Source organism: Micromonospora sp. NPDC049274 (genome assembly GCF_040678875.1).
Taxonomy (GTDB): Bacteria; Actinomycetota; Actinomycetes; order Mycobacteriales; family Micromonosporaceae; genus Micromonospora.
On the sequence record NZ_JBFAQS010000028.1, the window covers coordinates 15,843 to 30,753 of the forward strand.

The 14,911-nt window shown below is 73.3% G+C and carries 15 protein-coding genes; all 15 read right to left on the reverse strand.

The genetic code is table 11. From position 1 onward, the window contains the following. Window positions 1-291: 291 nt before the first annotated feature. Window positions 292-546 (reverse strand): hypothetical protein, encoded by a 255-nt coding sequence (locus tag AB0K10_RS31870; RefSeq protein ID WP_363689717.1) that lies wholly within the window; start codon window positions 544-546, stop codon window positions 292-294. A gap of 5 nt (window positions 547-551) precedes the next feature. Beyond that, window positions 552-1,283, reverse strand: coding sequence for a Pycsar system effector family protein (locus AB0K10_RS31875; RefSeq protein WP_363689719.1), 732 nt, complete (start codon window positions 1,281-1,283; stop codon window positions 552-554). 89 nt (window positions 1,284-1,372) lie between these two features. Further along, the gene (locus AB0K10_RS31880) at window positions 1,373-1,948 is read right to left on the reverse strand and encodes a hypothetical protein (RefSeq protein WP_363689721.1); all 576 of its coding nucleotides are present in this window, start codon (window positions 1,946-1,948) and stop codon (window positions 1,373-1,375) included. 60 nt (window positions 1,949-2,008) lie between these two features. Further along, on the reverse strand, window positions 2,009-2,656 hold the full coding sequence (locus tag AB0K10_RS31885; protein ID WP_363689723.1) for a hypothetical protein: 648 nt from the start codon (window positions 2,654-2,656) through the stop codon (window positions 2,009-2,011). A gap of 42 nt (window positions 2,657-2,698) precedes the next feature. Continuing rightward, on the reverse strand, window positions 2,699-5,215 hold the full coding sequence (locus tag AB0K10_RS31890; RefSeq protein WP_363689725.1) for a DNA translocase FtsK: 2,517 nt from the start codon (window positions 5,213-5,215) through the stop codon (window positions 2,699-2,701). An 8-nt stretch (window positions 5,216-5,223) separates the two neighbouring features. After that, window positions 5,224-7,158 carry an ATP-binding protein gene (locus AB0K10_RS31895; protein ID WP_363689727.1) on the reverse strand — a complete coding sequence of 645 codons (1,935 nt, stop codon included), beginning with the start codon at window positions 7,156-7,158 and terminating at the stop codon, window positions 5,224-5,226. Between the two features lie 95 nt (window positions 7,159-7,253). Then, window positions 7,254-9,272, reverse strand: a complete 2,019-nt coding sequence (locus AB0K10_RS31900; RefSeq protein WP_363689729.1) for a hypothetical protein — start codon at window positions 9,270-9,272, stop codon at window positions 7,254-7,256. Then, window positions 9,269-9,712 (reverse strand): hypothetical protein, encoded by a 444-nt coding sequence (locus AB0K10_RS31905; protein ID WP_112583578.1) that lies wholly within the window; start codon window positions 9,710-9,712, stop codon window positions 9,269-9,271. The genes AB0K10_RS31900 and AB0K10_RS31905 overlap by 4 nt, the downstream gene beginning before the upstream one ends. A gap of 15 nt (window positions 9,713-9,727) precedes the next feature. Continuing rightward, complete coding sequence (locus AB0K10_RS31910; protein WP_363689731.1) at window positions 9,728-10,183, reverse strand: hypothetical protein; 456 nt, start codon at window positions 10,181-10,183, stop codon at window positions 9,728-9,730. Window positions 10,184-10,312: 129 nt separating this feature from the next. Beyond that, window positions 10,313-12,145, reverse strand: a complete 1,833-nt coding sequence (locus AB0K10_RS31915) for a DUF2637 domain-containing protein (protein WP_363689733.1) — start codon at window positions 12,143-12,145, stop codon at window positions 10,313-10,315. Continuing rightward, on the reverse strand, window positions 12,142-12,387 hold the full coding sequence (locus tag AB0K10_RS31920) for a hypothetical protein (RefSeq protein WP_363689735.1): 246 nt from the start codon (window positions 12,385-12,387) through the stop codon (window positions 12,142-12,144). The genes AB0K10_RS31915 and AB0K10_RS31920 overlap by 4 nt, the downstream gene beginning before the upstream one ends. Beyond that, entirely contained in the window at window positions 12,387-12,965 is a 579-nt protein-coding gene (locus AB0K10_RS31925; RefSeq protein WP_363689737.1) for a hypothetical protein, read from the reverse strand. Before AB0K10_RS31925 ends, AB0K10_RS31920 begins: the two co-directional genes overlap by 1 nt. Continuing rightward, window positions 12,962-13,642: a GGDEF domain-containing protein gene (locus AB0K10_RS31930; protein WP_363689739.1), complete on the reverse strand. Its 681-nt coding sequence runs from the start codon at window positions 13,640-13,642 to the stop codon at window positions 12,962-12,964. The genes AB0K10_RS31925 and AB0K10_RS31930 overlap by 4 nt, the downstream gene beginning before the upstream one ends. Further along, complete coding sequence (locus AB0K10_RS31935; protein ID WP_363689741.1) at window positions 13,639-14,163, reverse strand: histone-like nucleoid-structuring protein Lsr2; 525 nt, start codon at window positions 14,161-14,163, stop codon at window positions 13,639-13,641. Before AB0K10_RS31935 ends, AB0K10_RS31930 begins: the two co-directional genes overlap by 4 nt. After that, window positions 14,160-14,693, reverse strand: coding sequence for an RNA polymerase sigma factor (locus AB0K10_RS31940; RefSeq protein WP_363689743.1), 534 nt, complete (start codon window positions 14,691-14,693; stop codon window positions 14,160-14,162). The genes AB0K10_RS31935 and AB0K10_RS31940 overlap by 4 nt, the downstream gene beginning before the upstream one ends. Between the last annotated feature and the right edge of the window lie 218 nt (window positions 14,694-14,911).

Sequence of the window (14,911 nt, forward strand, 5' to 3'; positions counted from 1 at the left end):
ACGATCGGGGTCTGGGGCTCTGTTTTTTTATGCAGTTAGCGGTTGAGCGCTGGCGCTCCCTCAAGATCAATTCAGTCGCATGACCCGGCGATCTTACGGCGACTCTCCCCGCCGGAGGCACCCCAACACGCTCCGAAACCACCGGACGCTCACGGTCCTGTGTGGATACAGATTCAAAATCGGTACATACCTCCGCGAGTCCGGCGGCTTTACGGGGTAAGGAGATTCGGCTACATGTGGCCGGATCGGCGGCCCGGCAATTCGGACCGCCTATCAGCGCGCAATGATTGATCACTCGGGAAGATGAATGGTGTCGAAGTGGACGGCACCGCCGTCGCGGTCGTGGGCGTACAGCTCGCCGTAGCGGTCGTCGGGGCCGTCGACGGCGGCGAGTAGCCGCTGCGCCTGGCGGCTCGCGGCCTCGGGGTCGCTGGCGGTGAAGTAGCTGACGGCCTGAGGGCTGTCAGGTTCGGGGTCAGTGACGATGTCGAGCCGGTATTCGTCGGTGGCACCGAGGGCGTCGGTGGCGAACTGCGGGCGGGTCATCGTGTTCACCGCCCCCAGATCGCGAGGGCCGCAGTGATGGCCGCGCCGACGTACCCGGCAAGCAGCAGCGGCACCGCGCGGGCGATCGCCACGTACTTGGCGCGTACGGCGCGGGAGAGCCACCGCAGCTCGCGTGCGCGGGTCAGTGGCGTCATCTGCGGGACCTGGTCGGCGTCGCCGCCGGCGATGCGGGCGAGCACGTCCTGGGCGGCGTCGGCGTCGGCGTAGGCCATGAATCCGAAGTCGCCGCCGAGGCGGGGGCGAGAGGCCAGCAGGAGCAGGACGACGGCGATGAGGACCACCACGGCGGTGGCCACGCCGGCCCGCAGCGCGGACGGAGGGAGGTGGCCGCCGGCTCCGGCCCCGCCGAGCACCGCCAGGCCGGCGCCGAGCAGCACCCCGGCCATCTGCAGGTAGCCGCCGGCCTTGGGGTCGATGCGGGTCAGTTCGGTGCGGACGGTGGCGATCTCGGCGTCCAGGGCGGCGGTGACGGTGCCTCGCCCGCACGCGGAAGCGTGCGCGCCAGCGCGGGCGAGGATCTCCAGCTCGGAGAAGTCGCTGTCGGTGTGACCGCAGCCGGTGCAGCGGGAGGTGCTCTCGGCAAGGCTGGTGGGAATCTCCACCAGCACCGCGTGGGCGCCGGCGGTGGGGATCTGAAACAGACGGCGCTGGCCACGCGGATCGTGGTCGCTGGCGTAGGCCGCGCCGAGGTAGGTCAGGTCACTCGGATCGGGCACGATGGAGGTACTCCTTCTCTGCTGGATGGGGGAGTGGCGGGCGGCCCCGGGCTTGGTAGGCGGTGGGGCCGCCCGCGTGCATGTGGTGCTCAGCGTTGTGCGGGCCAGATGGTGGTCTTGTGCTGGTGCGAGCCGTCGTGGCCTCGGGTCAGATCGCAGCGGTGGCTGCTGGCGGGGTTCTGGGAGACGCATCGGGTGCGGAAGTCGTACGTGGGGGCGACGTAGATGGGGGAGTCGGGGCGGGGGTACGCCTCGGCGCGGCAGAAGGCGTCGTAGCCGCACCAGTCCCAGGTGGTGTATCCGGGGCGCAACGGCGCCGTGCGCTCGTCGGCGATGACCTGCTCGGCGTCGTCGGTCCAGTCGATGCCGGTCGCCATCGCGGCCACGGCGGCCAGGTCGACGTGGCGGGCGCAGAGCATCCTCGCGATGGCCAGGCCGCTGGGCAGGTGGGCGAGGTTGTAGCGGCCGTCGAGGCGCTGCCCGTCCTGCATGGTGATGTGCACGGCCAGGCCAGGCGCGATCGGCCAGCCGGCCACGATCAGGTGGTCGACGTGGGGTCCGCTGGCGGTGGTGTCGGTGGTCTGGATCCGTACCGGGATCGTCGCCACGGCGGGCGATGCCGGGCTGCCGGCGTGCGTGGTGCTGGTGATCCTGGAGGTCGTCATGCGGGGTTTCCTCCTGCTCGGAATACCGCTGAGAGGGCAGCGGTGTGGCGTCGGTGCTGGTCAGTAGGTGGTGTCGGTGACCGTGCGGCGGGCCCGCCGGTCGGTGAGGCTGTCCAGGACGTCGCCGAGCGAGGGGCCGCTGGTGGCGGCGTAGGCGGGCAGGGACAGGGTCAGCCAGACCGCGGCGGTCAGCCCGGCGGCGGTTGGGCCGGCGCCGGCCGGGGCGCCGAGGTAGACGGCGGCCGCGGTGAGCGCGCCGATGGCGGCCCAGCCGATGCGGGCGTAGGTGGAACCGGTCAGCGCGCCGAGGTAGAGCACGCCGACCGCGATCAGCCAGGTGATCCACAGGTCGCGGGCGGTGGCGGGTAGGCCGCCGGTGTGGGTGTCGAGGTAGGCGCGCATCGGGTCGGAGATGCTGTGGGTGATGGGCCCGTCGGTGATCCAGGCGCCGGTCGCGTCGAGGCCGGCGTCCATGACGTCGACGAGCTTGGTGACGATGACCCAGATGGCCCACAGCAGCACGCTGAGCACGGCGAGGACGGCCAGTGCGACCACGCCGAGCAGCCAGTTGTCGCGCAGGAACAGCGCGGTTCGGTTGTCGCGCCACCAGGCGGCCAGCGACCGTCGCCGGCCTTCGCCGGTCTCGCTGGTGGTGATGTGGTCGATGGGGGAGAGGTGCTGCTCGCCGGAGGCGGGGGAGGTGTGCATGGGGCTCTCCTTCGTCTGGCGGATCGGGGTGGGCGGGGTTGGTCAGCGGCGGGTGCCGTTGCGGGGGAACGTCAGCACGGTCGCGCCGGCGTCGTCGGAGTCGGCGGGGGAGTCGCCACCGAGAGCGGCGAGCAGGGCGGGCAGCTCGTCGACGTGCAGGAGCACGTCGCGGGCTTTGGAGCCCTCGGAGGGGCCGACGACGCGCAGGTCGGCGAGGCTGTCCATGAGCCGGCCGGCTTTGGCGAAGCCGATGCGCAGCTTGCGCTGCAGCATCGAGGTCGACCCGAACTGACTGGTGACGATCAGCTCGGCGGCCTCGCGCAGCAGGGCCCGCTCGTCGTCGCCGAGCCCGTCTACCACCGTCGTGTCAACAACCGGGCCGGCCGGGACCTCGGCGGCCGGCGCCGCGGCGGCGGCCGGGGTGGTGGGCTGCCCGCCGGTGGCGACTTGGCGGCGCCAGTGCTCGACCACGGCGGCGACCTCGGCGTCGGATACCCACGCGCCCTGGATCCGGACCGGCGTCGAGGCGCCCGTGGGCAGGAACAGGCCGTCGCCCTGGCCGAGCAGCTTCTCCGCGCCGGGCTGGTCGAGGATGACCCGGGAGTCGGTCAGGGAGCTGGTGGCGAACGCGAGCCTTGACGGCACGTTGGCCTTGATCAGCCCGGTCACCACGTCCACGCTGGGGCGCTGGGTGGCCAGCACGAGGTGGATGCCGGCGGCGCGGGCGAGTTGGGTGATCCGCACGACCGCGTCCTCGACGTCGCGGGGGGCGACCATCATCAGGTCGGCCAGCTCGTCGACGATGACCACCAGGTACGGGTACGGCTCCAGCTTTCGCTCGCTGCCGGCCGGGGCGGTGAATTCACCGGCGCGGACCTTGCGGTTGTACTCGTCGACGTGGCGCACCCCGTGGGCGGCCATGTCGTCGTAGCGCATGTCCATCTCCCGCACGACCCAGTCGAGGGCGTCGGCCGCCTTGCGCGCGTTGGTGACGATTGGGGTGACCAGGTGGGGGATGCCGGCGTAGGCGGTCAGCTCGACGCGCTTGGGGTCAATCAGCAGCAGCCGTACCTCGTCCGGCGTCGCCCGGGTCAGGATCGACACGAGCAGGGTGTTGAGGCAGCCACTCTTGCCGGATCCGGTGGCGCCGCCCAGGAGCAGGTGCGGCATGGTCGCCAGGTTCGCGGTGACGGCCTTGCCGTCGATGTCCTTGCCCAGGCCGACGAGCAGCCGGTGCCCGTCGCGGGCGGCGCGGGAGCGGATGACGTCGCCGAGGGTCACCGTCTCCCGGTCGGGGTTGGGGACCTCCACGCCGACGGCGCTCTTACCGGGGATCGGGGACAGCAGCCGCACCTCGGGCTGGCCGACGACGTAGGCGAAGTTGCGCGCCAGGCCGATGACCTTCTCGACCTTCACGCCGGCGCCGATGGTGATCTCGTAGCGGGTGACGGTCGGCCCGCGGTGCGCGCCGGACACCTTCGCCGGGACCTTGAAGTCGTCCAGAACACCCTGCAGGGCCTTCTTGCCGGTTTCCGTGGCTGCGGTGCGCCGCTGCGGGGGGTCGCCGGCGGCGAGCAGGCTCAGCGGCGGCAACTGGTGGCCGCCCGCCGTCACGGATGCCGCAGCGGCGGCCGTCGCCGGCGTGGCCACCAGGGCCGGCTCGGTCGGCTCGCGGCGTGGGCGCGGCGGCCGGGGTGCCGATTCCACGGAATCCGCCGGCGCCGCCGCAGCGGCGGTAGGCGGGTGTGGGGCGGCCGGCACCTCGGCCGCGTCGTCGCGGTCGACGTCGTCGACGTCGTCGATCAGCCGGTCCAGGTCCTCGTCGGTGTCGGCCAGCAGGGCGCGGCGGGATCGCGCGGCAGCGAGGGTGGCCACCACGGCGACGGGGCTGATGCCGGTGGTGGCGGTGAGCCCGGCGGCGATCAGGCCGAGCAGGACCGGGACCGCCCCCCAGATGCTGAGCACCGCGTCGAGCGCGCCGGTGATCTCACCGAGCAGCCCTCCGGCACCGGCGGCGGGCAGGTCCAGCAGCCCGGCGACGCCGGCGGCGGTGAGCAGGGTGCCAGCGGCCTGGGCGAGGATCCGCACCGTGTGGCTGCCGGCGGGGTGGCGCATCGCCTGGATGGCGAGCCAGACCAGGGGCAGCGGCACGAGGACGGCGAGGTGGCCAAGCAGGCCCTCGGTGATGCTGGCCGGCACACCCAGGAGCCGGCCGGGCACGCCGGCGGGGTGGGTCCACACGGCGGCCGCGGTGACCACGCCGGTGAGCAGCAGCACGAGGCCGGCGGTGTCGTGGCCGGGCAGGTCGACGCCCGAGGTGCGGTGCGGGCTGGGCAGCTTGCGGGCGAGGCGGCCGCCGCTGGCCGCTGTGGCGTCCCAGGCAGCGCGGGCGCCCCGGCCGGCGCGTCGGGCGAACTCGGCGCCGTGGTCGACCTCGGGCTGCTTCTTGCTGCGGCGGGCGCTGGCCATGGGAGTCTCCTTGTCCGGGGTGAGCGGCAGGGCGGGGTGGGCGTGGCGGCCACCGCGAGAGCCGACCCGGGCGGTGCGGTCGGCTGTCACGGAGGCGGTCAGCTCGCGATGGTGAACGGGCCGCCGCGCTGGGCGGGCGGGGTGATGCGGCCGGCGTCCTTGAGCCGGCCCAGCAGCGCGTAGAGCTGGGACTGGTTGACCGGGCAGTCCGGGCGGTCCAGCAGCGCCTGCGCGGAGGCGGGCCCGCGTCGCAGGCACGCCAGGACCCACTCGGCGGGGGTCAGCGGCGCGTCCTGCTCCACCACGGTGGTCGAGCTCTTGCGGGCGCCGCCGGCACCGAACGCGGCGCGCAGCCGGTCCACCGCGCTGCCACCGCCTGCGGTCGTGGCCGCCTTGGCGGGAGCGCGGTGCCCCGGCAGCACGATCGGGCTCTTGGGGTCGACCTCGGGCACGTTCCACCGCACCGGCACACGCGGGGCCGCAGCGGCGGCGGCGGTCTCGTCGAGGTTCGGGACGCGGCAGAGCATCCCGACGCGGTTGCTGTGACGCAGGTAGCCCATGCCGGCGGTGGACTTCCCGTCGATCTCCGGCTGCAGGGCGAACGGGTCACCGACGAAGTCGTCGGGCAGGATCGTGGTGCCGGAACCTCGGTTGGACAGCCGCAGGATCAGGGCGTTGCCGGCGACCAGGGCGTCACGCAGGCGCACCGACCCGCCCAGCGACCGCATCTGCGGCAGTTGGGTGGCCAGGACGATGCCGACGCCGGTCTTGCGCATCGTCTCGGCGGACTGCTCCACCAGCGCCACGATCGGGGTGTTCGGGATCAGGATCAGCTGGCACTCGTCGATGATCATGATGAAACGGCTCAGGCCGAGGGCCTTGACCCGGGGGTCGTTCTCGTCGAAGGCCTCGACGCCGGCGTCGGCGAGCAACTGGGACCGGCGCATGATCTCGGCGTGCACGCGGCGGGCCAGCAGCGTGGTCTTGTCGATGCCGGGGTAGTAGTCGACGGTGTCCTTCCACGCGGGCAGGCTCTGGCCGTTCTGCGGGTCGCCGACGGCGACCTGGACGCCACCTTCGAGTAGGTTCGCGATCAGTGCGCCCAACGCCCGGCTCTTGCCGGCGCCGGTGGAGCCGACGACCAGGCCGCCGAGCACGCCGTACTTCGGCCGGGACGCCACCCAATGGCCGGGCGAGCCGTCGGCGAACCGGGCGATCTCGAAGCGACCGTTGTCGTAGGTGGGGCCGGTCCACGGCACGCCGGTGGCGATGTAGGAGTTCTCGACGAGAACGACCCGCAGCCACGCCCGCTTGCCGGTTGAGCGCCAGCCGACCGCGCCCTCGTTGAGGTCCAGGGCGACCTCCACGTCCACCCCGGACTTGAACAGCGGTCCGGGCTTGGTGCCGGGAGCCAGACGCACGAGGGCTTCGGTGATCCCGGGGCGGGGCTCGACCGCCTTGACGAGGGTGGTGCCGGCGCACACGCCCTGCCCGACCACCTCGTGCTGCCAGCGCTGCTCCCAGTACGCGGTCAGTGGGTCGACCACCTCGACCGGCTCGTCGATCACCGCCGGCTCCGGCGCCGATGGCGGGGTCAGGTGGCGCAGGTGGTGCCACCACGGCCAGCCCAGCGCCGCGCCGAGCGCGGTTGGCACCGCGATCGTGAGTGTGGGGTGCGCCGCCATCGCGGCCGGTCCGCCCCCGGCGACCGTGGCCACGGCGGCGCCGCCGAGCACGACCGCGATCGCGGCCCGCCAGGCGCGCACGGTGCGCGAGCGGGCCCGCCAGCAGGCCGCCGTCGCGGTGATGGCCAGGGCGAGGATCCCCACGGTCTGCCACGACAGGCCCAGCGGGCCGGCGATCCAGGCCACGGCCAGCTCGGCGGCGACCCAGTACGCGGGCAGCAGGCGTCGCCAACTGCGCTTGACCAGCCAGGCAACCGCGTAGGCGGTGACGGCGAGCAGGGCGGTCAGGGCGCGGCCGAGCGCGGCGGTGCGGTCCGCGCGGATCTCGTCACTGGTCCGGGTCGACATCGCGGGCTCCTCAAAGGTCAGGGCTGGGCGGGGGCGGTTCGAGAGGGGGAGGGCCCCGGGGCGGTGCTCGCCCCGGGGCCCGGGGTGGGGTCGGGTCAGCCGACCAGGACTTCCTTGCTGGCGACGTTGCCGCCGGCGTCGGCGACGGCCTCGGCGACCTGGCCGTCCTTCGCGTTGAAGTCGGCCAGGGCGGCCTGCAGCTCCTCCTGAGCGGTGTTCAGCGAGCCCTGGGCGGCGGCGAACGCCTCCGCGGCGTCGCGCAGGTGCCCGACGGTGGACGCCGACATGTCCAGCGACTCGTACCGGTCGGCGGCGTCGGTCAGGACGCCGGCGACACCGGCGACCTCTTCGGCGCGCTCCCCGGCAGCCTCGGCGGCCTGGGTGAACGCGGCCCGGATCTCCTCGGGGCCAGTGGCTTCCAGGTTCACGGTCATCTCCTTCAGATCGGTGTAGCTGTTGGTCATGGGGCTGGGCCGGGTGCCCGTCCCCTGGTCGTCGTCGACCCCCTCCGAACGGCACATGGCCAGGGGGCGGCCGAACGGGCCCACGACGATGTCGTGGACGTCGAGGTCCTTGCCGCACGACGAGCAGAGCTCGAACTCGAAGCCGTTGCGGATCACCTCGATATCGCCGGCGAGGTCGTTCGCCGGGTGGAGCTGGTCGTCCCCGGCCCCGCAGCGGGGGCAGTGGAACGGCCACATCTGGGTCGGCCCGTTGACCAGGCCGCAGGCCGCGCACCGGGTGTAGTGCTGCGCGACCGGCTGGTCCGTCTCGGCCGTCGGCTTGGGCGCGGCCGGCGCGGCGCTCGCCTCGTTCGTGGGCTCCGACGCGGCTTCCTGGTGGTCGGGGCAGTACGGGCCGTGCTTGCCGTCGACCGGGGCGTCGCACCACTGATCGGGCAGGCCCTCACGGACCTCGCGGTAGGCGCACTTGCCGTACAGCTCGGTGCGCAGCCGCTCCCGATCGGCCTGGTTGGTCGGCGCGGGGGTGTCGGTCGCTGCAGGGGGGTCGGTCGGCGTGGTCGGCGCCGGGGTGTCGGTCGGCGTGCTCGGCGCAGGTGTCTCGGTCGCCGTCACGCAGGTGTGCTGGGCGCCCACTGCCTCAGCGCCGGCCTTTGAGGCGAAACCCGACCCGTAGGCGCGGCACTTCGGGCACCGCCAGTAGTACGTGGGGACATCGCGCGCGGCGCAGGTGTGCTTGGCCGCTGCGGCGTCGGCGGCAGGGCGGGTGGCGAACCCGGTCTCGGTGGCGTCGCATGTCGGGCACCGCCACCGGAACGTGGGGATGTCGGGTGCCGGGGCGGGGTCGGGAACCTCCCGCAGCCGGCTGTCGTCGGCACCGCAGCTCGGGCAGCGGCTCGGCATCTCGTCGGTGACGCTGGTCTTCCCGCACCGGTCGCACTTGGTGTGGTGGAACCGCTGCGGCCACTCTTTGGTGGTCAACTTTGACATCGGGGGCACCGGGGCACTGGCCATCGGCTGCGGTGCCGCTGCCGGCTGCTGGCTTGCCGGCGATGCGGGCTCCTGGGCGCCGCCGGGAATGACCCTCAGCACCGGCCGGCGCGGCGTCTGCTCGCCCGCACCGTCGTCGGCCGATTCGGCGGAATCAGCGCCGGCGCCGCTGCCTTGGGCGTCCCCCGGCTCACCGGTGTACTGCTCGGGGTGCTCGGTGCGGGTGTGCTCCCGGCCGGCGGCCAGCGCGTTGGCCTCGATCCGGTACGGGCGGCTGGCCCACCCGCAGTGGTCGCAGTCGGCGTACCAGCGGCCGTCCTCGTCGACGTCGACCACGACCCCGTCGACCGCTTGGGTGCCCCGCTTGCGGGCGGCGGCGCGGCGGCGGCGGGCCCGGGACCGCTCGGTGGCGTCCTCGATCAGTCCGGCGAAGTAGCCGTTGGCGGCAGCAACCGTGCTTCCGCTTCCGGTCCGGCCGGCGCCGGCCGGGGCGCTCGCCCCGGCCGGGCCGTCAGCGGCGGCCTTCTGCGCGGCGGCCTGCTGGCGGGCGCGGGCCTGCCGGCGCGGGGACTGCTTGCCCCGCACCGCGTAGGAGGCGTCCTCCAGCAGCAGCACGGCGATCTTCGCCACCGCCAGGTAGACCAGGATGTCGAAGAAGATCACTGGATCACGTCCCGGATCGTCGCGCCGAGACCGCCGATGACCATCGGCAACAGCAGCGCGCAGGTCAGCGCGGCGTGGGCCAGCTTGGCCTTGCCACCCCCGCCGCCGCCCTTGCCGACCGCGCCCTTGCCGGCGCCGGCGGACTTGCCGCCGCCCTTGCCGCGCAGGAACACGGCCACGACGATCGCCAGCCCGATACCGAGGGCGGTGGGGATGGCCAGGGCGACGTCCTTGGTGTCCTGGCCGATCCAGTCGCCGATCGGCTCGGCGATCGCGGTGATGCCCTTGGCGAGCCACTTGTTGACCTGCGAGACGACGTCGCCAGCGAGCAGCGCGCCGACGCCCAGGCCGGCCATGACCCGCAGGCGAGGGGTGAAGTGGAAGACGAGCGACAGAACGATGTAGACGAGGCCGGCGAGCACGAACAGGGCGCTGGTCATGGGTGGTGCCTCCTCTCAGAGGGTTGCGATGAAGACGGCGGCCACCGCAGCGACGGCCACCGTGCGTAGGGGGTGAGCAAGGACCCACGACGCCAGGTGCAGCAGCCCGCGCGGGATGAGCACGAGCACGGCCCAGCAGGCCATCGCGATCGCGTGGGCGTCCTGGCCCTCGCGGGCCCGGCCGGCCTGCCCGACCATGTCGGACAGTGGCTCCGGGGAGCCGGTCCACACGGCGGTGACGCTCTCCCATTCGCCCGGAATGTCACGCAGAGTAATTCCGGTGCCGGAGTTGGGGCCAGAAGAGGCCGGCTCGGTTCGTGTGGTTTCGTCCTGGTTGGATTCCGGTAGGGGAGGGGCCGACGGGGCCTCCTGCCTCTGCGGCACCAGGGAAACCACGTCCGCCGGACGCCGGAATGGAATTCGCGGCGTCGGTGACGGACGGTAGTTGTCCTCGGCGGGTAGGGCGCTCACCAGATCACCTCCATCAGTCCTGAGTGGTGCGGGGTCGGCATGTGCGTCATCAGGTCGGGTTCTCCTCCTGCCGAGGGATGGGGCCACGGCACTCGACCCGACGTCGTCGGCGGATCGAGCACCGTGGTCTCACTCCTGCCGGCGGTCCGAGCCGGCGGCGGCGACCGCGCTGAGCACCGTGCGGACGGTCCGCTCGGAGGTCTTGACCTGCGCGGCAATGTCCTTCTGCTTGGCGTCGGGGTGGTCCTTGCGGGCCTGCAAGACCGCGCGGACGGTCTCCGGGCTGACCCGGTCGACGTGGGGGACCGGCTTGCCCTCGAACAGCACCGGCTCGGCCGGGGCACTCGTCGACCCGCCCGCCGGGCGGCGGGGTCGACGTCCGGCCTCGGCGGCGACCTGGCTCAGGGCCGCCCGCAGGTCAGCGGCCTCCTGAGTCACGGCCTCGACCCGGCCCTCCGCACGGTGGCGGGCCTCCTGCTGCTCACCCAGCTCGCGGCGGGCCTGCCCGAGCGCCGTCTCGGCGACCTGGAGCCGGCGCTGCCACTCGCCCTGAGCGGCATCAAGCTGCCCCTGCGTCCGCGCGGCTCGGCCGGTCTCCACCCGGGCCTCAACTCGGGCTGCTTCCGCTTCCTCCAGTGCCCGCCGCAGTGAGGCCCGTGCTTCCGCATCCGCCTGACGGGCGAGTGCGGCGGCGTGTGCTTCCGCTTCCGCCCGACGCATCGCCGTCGCGGCGGCTGCTTCCGCTTCCGCCCTGCGGGCCGCTTCCGCTTCCGCCCGCTCGACGGCCGCGCGTGCTTCCGCATCCGCCTCCGCCCGGCGGGCCGCTTCCGCTTCCGCCCGCTCGACGGCCGTCGCGGCGAGTGCTTCCGCTTCCGCCAGTGCCCGCCGCGCGTCGACCGCATCGGCGCGTGCCGCCTCGGCCTCGACCCGCCCCGGCGACGGCAGCGCCAGCAACGGTGCCGGGGTGCCGGTGGCCGCAAGCCGGGACAGGGCCGCCAGGACAGCGCCAGAGTCCTTGCCGGTGGCCTTGCGCAGCGCCTTGCGAGCGCCGGCGGTCACCTCGGCGACCACCGCGTTCTGCCGCTCGCGCTCGGCGGTGACATCCTCCAGGCGACGCTGCTCGGCCCGGCGGGCCTCAGCACGGGCAATCAGCTCGGCCGCGCCAGGGCTGAGCCGGTCGCGCACGTCGACGCGCCACGCCGCGAACGTCAGCCGGGGGTAGGTCGTCCACCGGCGCCACCCGAACCGCTCCGGCGGCTCCGGGATCATCCCCAGCTCACGCAGCGCCTTGCGGTGCTTGGCCCCCGAACGGACCTCGTACACGATGATCCCGAGCGCGCTCAGAGCGCTGAGCCCGATGGCCTTGATCGGGTCGGCGTGGTGCCCGATCGCGTTGATGGCCACCGCCGCCGCCGTGCAGATCCAGATCAGCGACCGGGCGGCGACCGCGCGCTCACCGTTGAGCCGCTGATGCTGCGCGGTCAGCGCCATCGCCAGGCCCGTGCCCTCGATCGCCACCGCGGCGATCACCCCGATCGGAGTGGGCAGGCCGTTGGCCCTCGCGGCGTCGACCTGCCCGTACACCGCGCCGGACACGGCCAGCCCGTAGATCAGGCCGGAGTACACCGCTGCGGCGTTGTCGCGGACGTAGGCGACCCGGCCGGCATACCACGCGGCCAGCTCCTGGCGGCGAGCCTGACGGCGAGCCTTGTGCTTTGCCCGCTCGGCCTCGCGCTGCTTGCGGCGCCGCTCGGCCCGGTCGTCGCGGACCTTGTCCTTCTCGGCGGCCAGGCGCAGCTCGCCCGCCTGCATCCGCAGCCGCCGTTCGGCGGCGGCGTCCTCGGACTCGATACGCGTGAGTGCCGCCTGACGATCCACCTCGGCCGACGCCAGGTTGCGGGCGACCTTGTGGTCGGCTGCGGCGAGCTGGGCCAGGTCCGGCCCGTTCTGCAGGGTCGTCACCGCGCCACCTCCAGGGATCGAGCCGGTGCCGGCACCCGCTCGTCGGCGATCAGCGCCTTACCGGCACCGAGCAGCTCGCGGGCGATCTCGTCCTCGGCACAGGACTGGTGGCACGCCGCGCCCTGGGAGTCGCGCATCTTGGTGTTGGTCGCACAGACCCGGCAGGGCAGCGACCGGCCGTTCTCGTAGTGACCCGGCGCGGTCCAATCGAGGTGCACCCGCACCACCAGCAGCGCGGCCATCAGGACGCCTCCCCGCGGCGGGCTCGGACCTGCGCGAGCAGCTCCTTGCCGAGGGGGTTGAGGTCGGCCTCGTCGACGTCGACCGCGAGGGGGTGGCGGTGCTCGCCGACCCAGCGGGCGATCCGCCGGCCAGCCAGCACCACGCCGACCAGGCCGACAGCGACGGCGGGGGAGTAGACGAGCTGCTCCGGCACCGCGCTGGCGTGCTCGGTGTACCGGTGGGCGAGGGTCACCGTGCCGGCCGCCCCTGCCGCAGCCCCGACGGCGACCGCGACACGAGTCAGGCGACCCGAGGTGGCCTGGTCGGCGCCCTGGTCGGCCAGCTCTACGAGCTGGGCAACGACCGACCACCGGCCGTCACGGCCCATGTCGTTCCAGGCGGCACCGCAACCTGGGCAGTGCCACCCGCCGGGCTGCTTGATGAGCAGCACGTCATCGAGCGGGCAGAACGCGCCGACGTCGTCCATGCGCAGCGACGGCGGGACCTCGAACACCTCGCGCAGTTCGGGGCCGGTCAGCGGCGGCCGGCACGCGCTCGGACGGTCGGTGCCGCCCGGGGGAGTGGTCAACGTGGTCATGCGGTCACCCCCAGCGTGTTCATGGCGGCGGCAAGCTCCCGCATGCGCAGCAGTGGACGCTGCTCCGCGTCGGGCAGCTCGGTGAGCACGCAGTGCTCGACCAGGCCGTCACCGCCGCGCAACTTGACCTCGTACGCGGCGGCGTCCGCCGCCGCCATGACCCGAGCCCGGTCCTCTCCGGGGGTTGCGTGGACCGCGCCGACGCTGGCCGTCACCGTCACCGTGATGCCGTCGGCGACCTCGATCGGCGCGGCCAACGCCTGGATGACCTCCGCGCCGAGGATCTGCGCCAGCGGCGCCGGCGCCGGCGACGCGAGCACCAACTCGTCACCGCCGATGCGGGCGACGACTGCGCCGTCGATGCCGTCCAGCGGCTCTCGCAACCGGCGGGCGATCTCGACCAGCAGCGCGTCGCCGGCGGCGTGGCCGTAGGTGTCGTTGACCAGCTTGAACCGGTCGAGGTCGACCAGGACCAGGTCGTAGGACTCGCCGTCCAGCTCGTCGAGCGCGGCGGTCAGCCCGGCGCGGTTCGCCAGGCCAGTGAGCGGGTCCGTGGTCGCGCCCCGGTGGGCCTCGATCAGCCGGGTCCGCTGCGACCGGGCCACCTGCGCGGCCCACACGTGCCCGACCAGCGACAACGCGCCGATGGCCGGGAGTAGCACCCGCAGCGACTTCACCGGGTCACCTCCGACCCAGTCGCGGTCGCCCACGCCTGCAGAACATTCCGTGGAATCCGGCCGCGCTCGGCCACCTCGTAGCCGTTGGCCTGCGCCCACTGGCGGATCGCTGCACGCTGCGCGGTGCCAACCGAACCGGTGCCCATCTTCTGACGCACTGCGGCCAGCTCGGCGGCCAGCTCGGCCTCCTTCGCGGCGAGCTGGCGCGCCACGGCGGCCAGTTCGGCCTCCAGCCGGCCGGTCAGCTCGTCAACGAGGCCGGTGATCTTCTCCGCGAGCTGGCGGGTCCGCGTGTTCTCGCTGCCCTGCGCGAGGGTCAGCAATTGATCCAGCGTCCGCGGCGGCCGAGCGGCCGGCGCGGAGGAAACATCGGCCCGAGCGGCCGGGGTGGTGCCGGGGCCGGAAATGACCCGGATGCCCATCGGCACCCGCTGCGTCGAGGTTGCCGGCTTGCCCTGAGCGGCGCGCAGTAGCGAGGCCGGGACAGCGCCGTTGGCCGGCGTGATCGTCGGTGCGCTCATGCCGGCATCACCACCCCGGCCGGGAGCAGCCCGCGCAGCGCGGCGAGCGCCTTGTGCTGCAGACCCTTGATGGCCTTCGGGGTCTTGCCCATCGCCTGGGCGGTCTCGTCGATCGACAGCTCCCGCCAATAACGCAGCACGATGCACTGCCGCTGCGGCGCGCTGAGCTGGTCGACGCCGGCGATCAGCGCGGCGTGGGCCAGGCGGTCCACCGCCGTCGCCGCCGGGTCGCTCGCCGGCTCGGCCTGGAGGTACACCTCGGCCACGGGGAACTCGACGCCGTGCGACTCGTGGCCGCCCGCCAGGTTCTGAGCGATGGCGGTGAGCCAGGTGCCGAAGTCGCCGCCCGGACGGAACGCGCTGAGGTTGTGCAGCGCCCGCAGGAACGTCTCCGAGGTGAGATCCTCGGCCGTCTGGCGGTTGCGCACCCGGGTCGACACGAACCGGTACAGCTGGTCGACGTGGCGGTCGTAGAGCAGACCGAACGCCTCAACGTCACCAGCCTGCGCCCGCGCTACCAGCGCAGACACCTCATTGGCCGTCGATCCAGAAGGAGCCTGCGCCGGTTCGGCCGGGACAGGACGTACCCTCATTGCTGGCATCTGAGCCTCCTTGGGGTGGATGCCGCTTGGGGCCTCGGCGGGCTGCTATCCCGCCGGGGCTTCCGTCTTTCATCCCCCTTTACTCCCGTGTTTAGGGGGGTGGACTTAGGACACCACGGCCCATACCTTTGGTCAAGCCCCCTGAA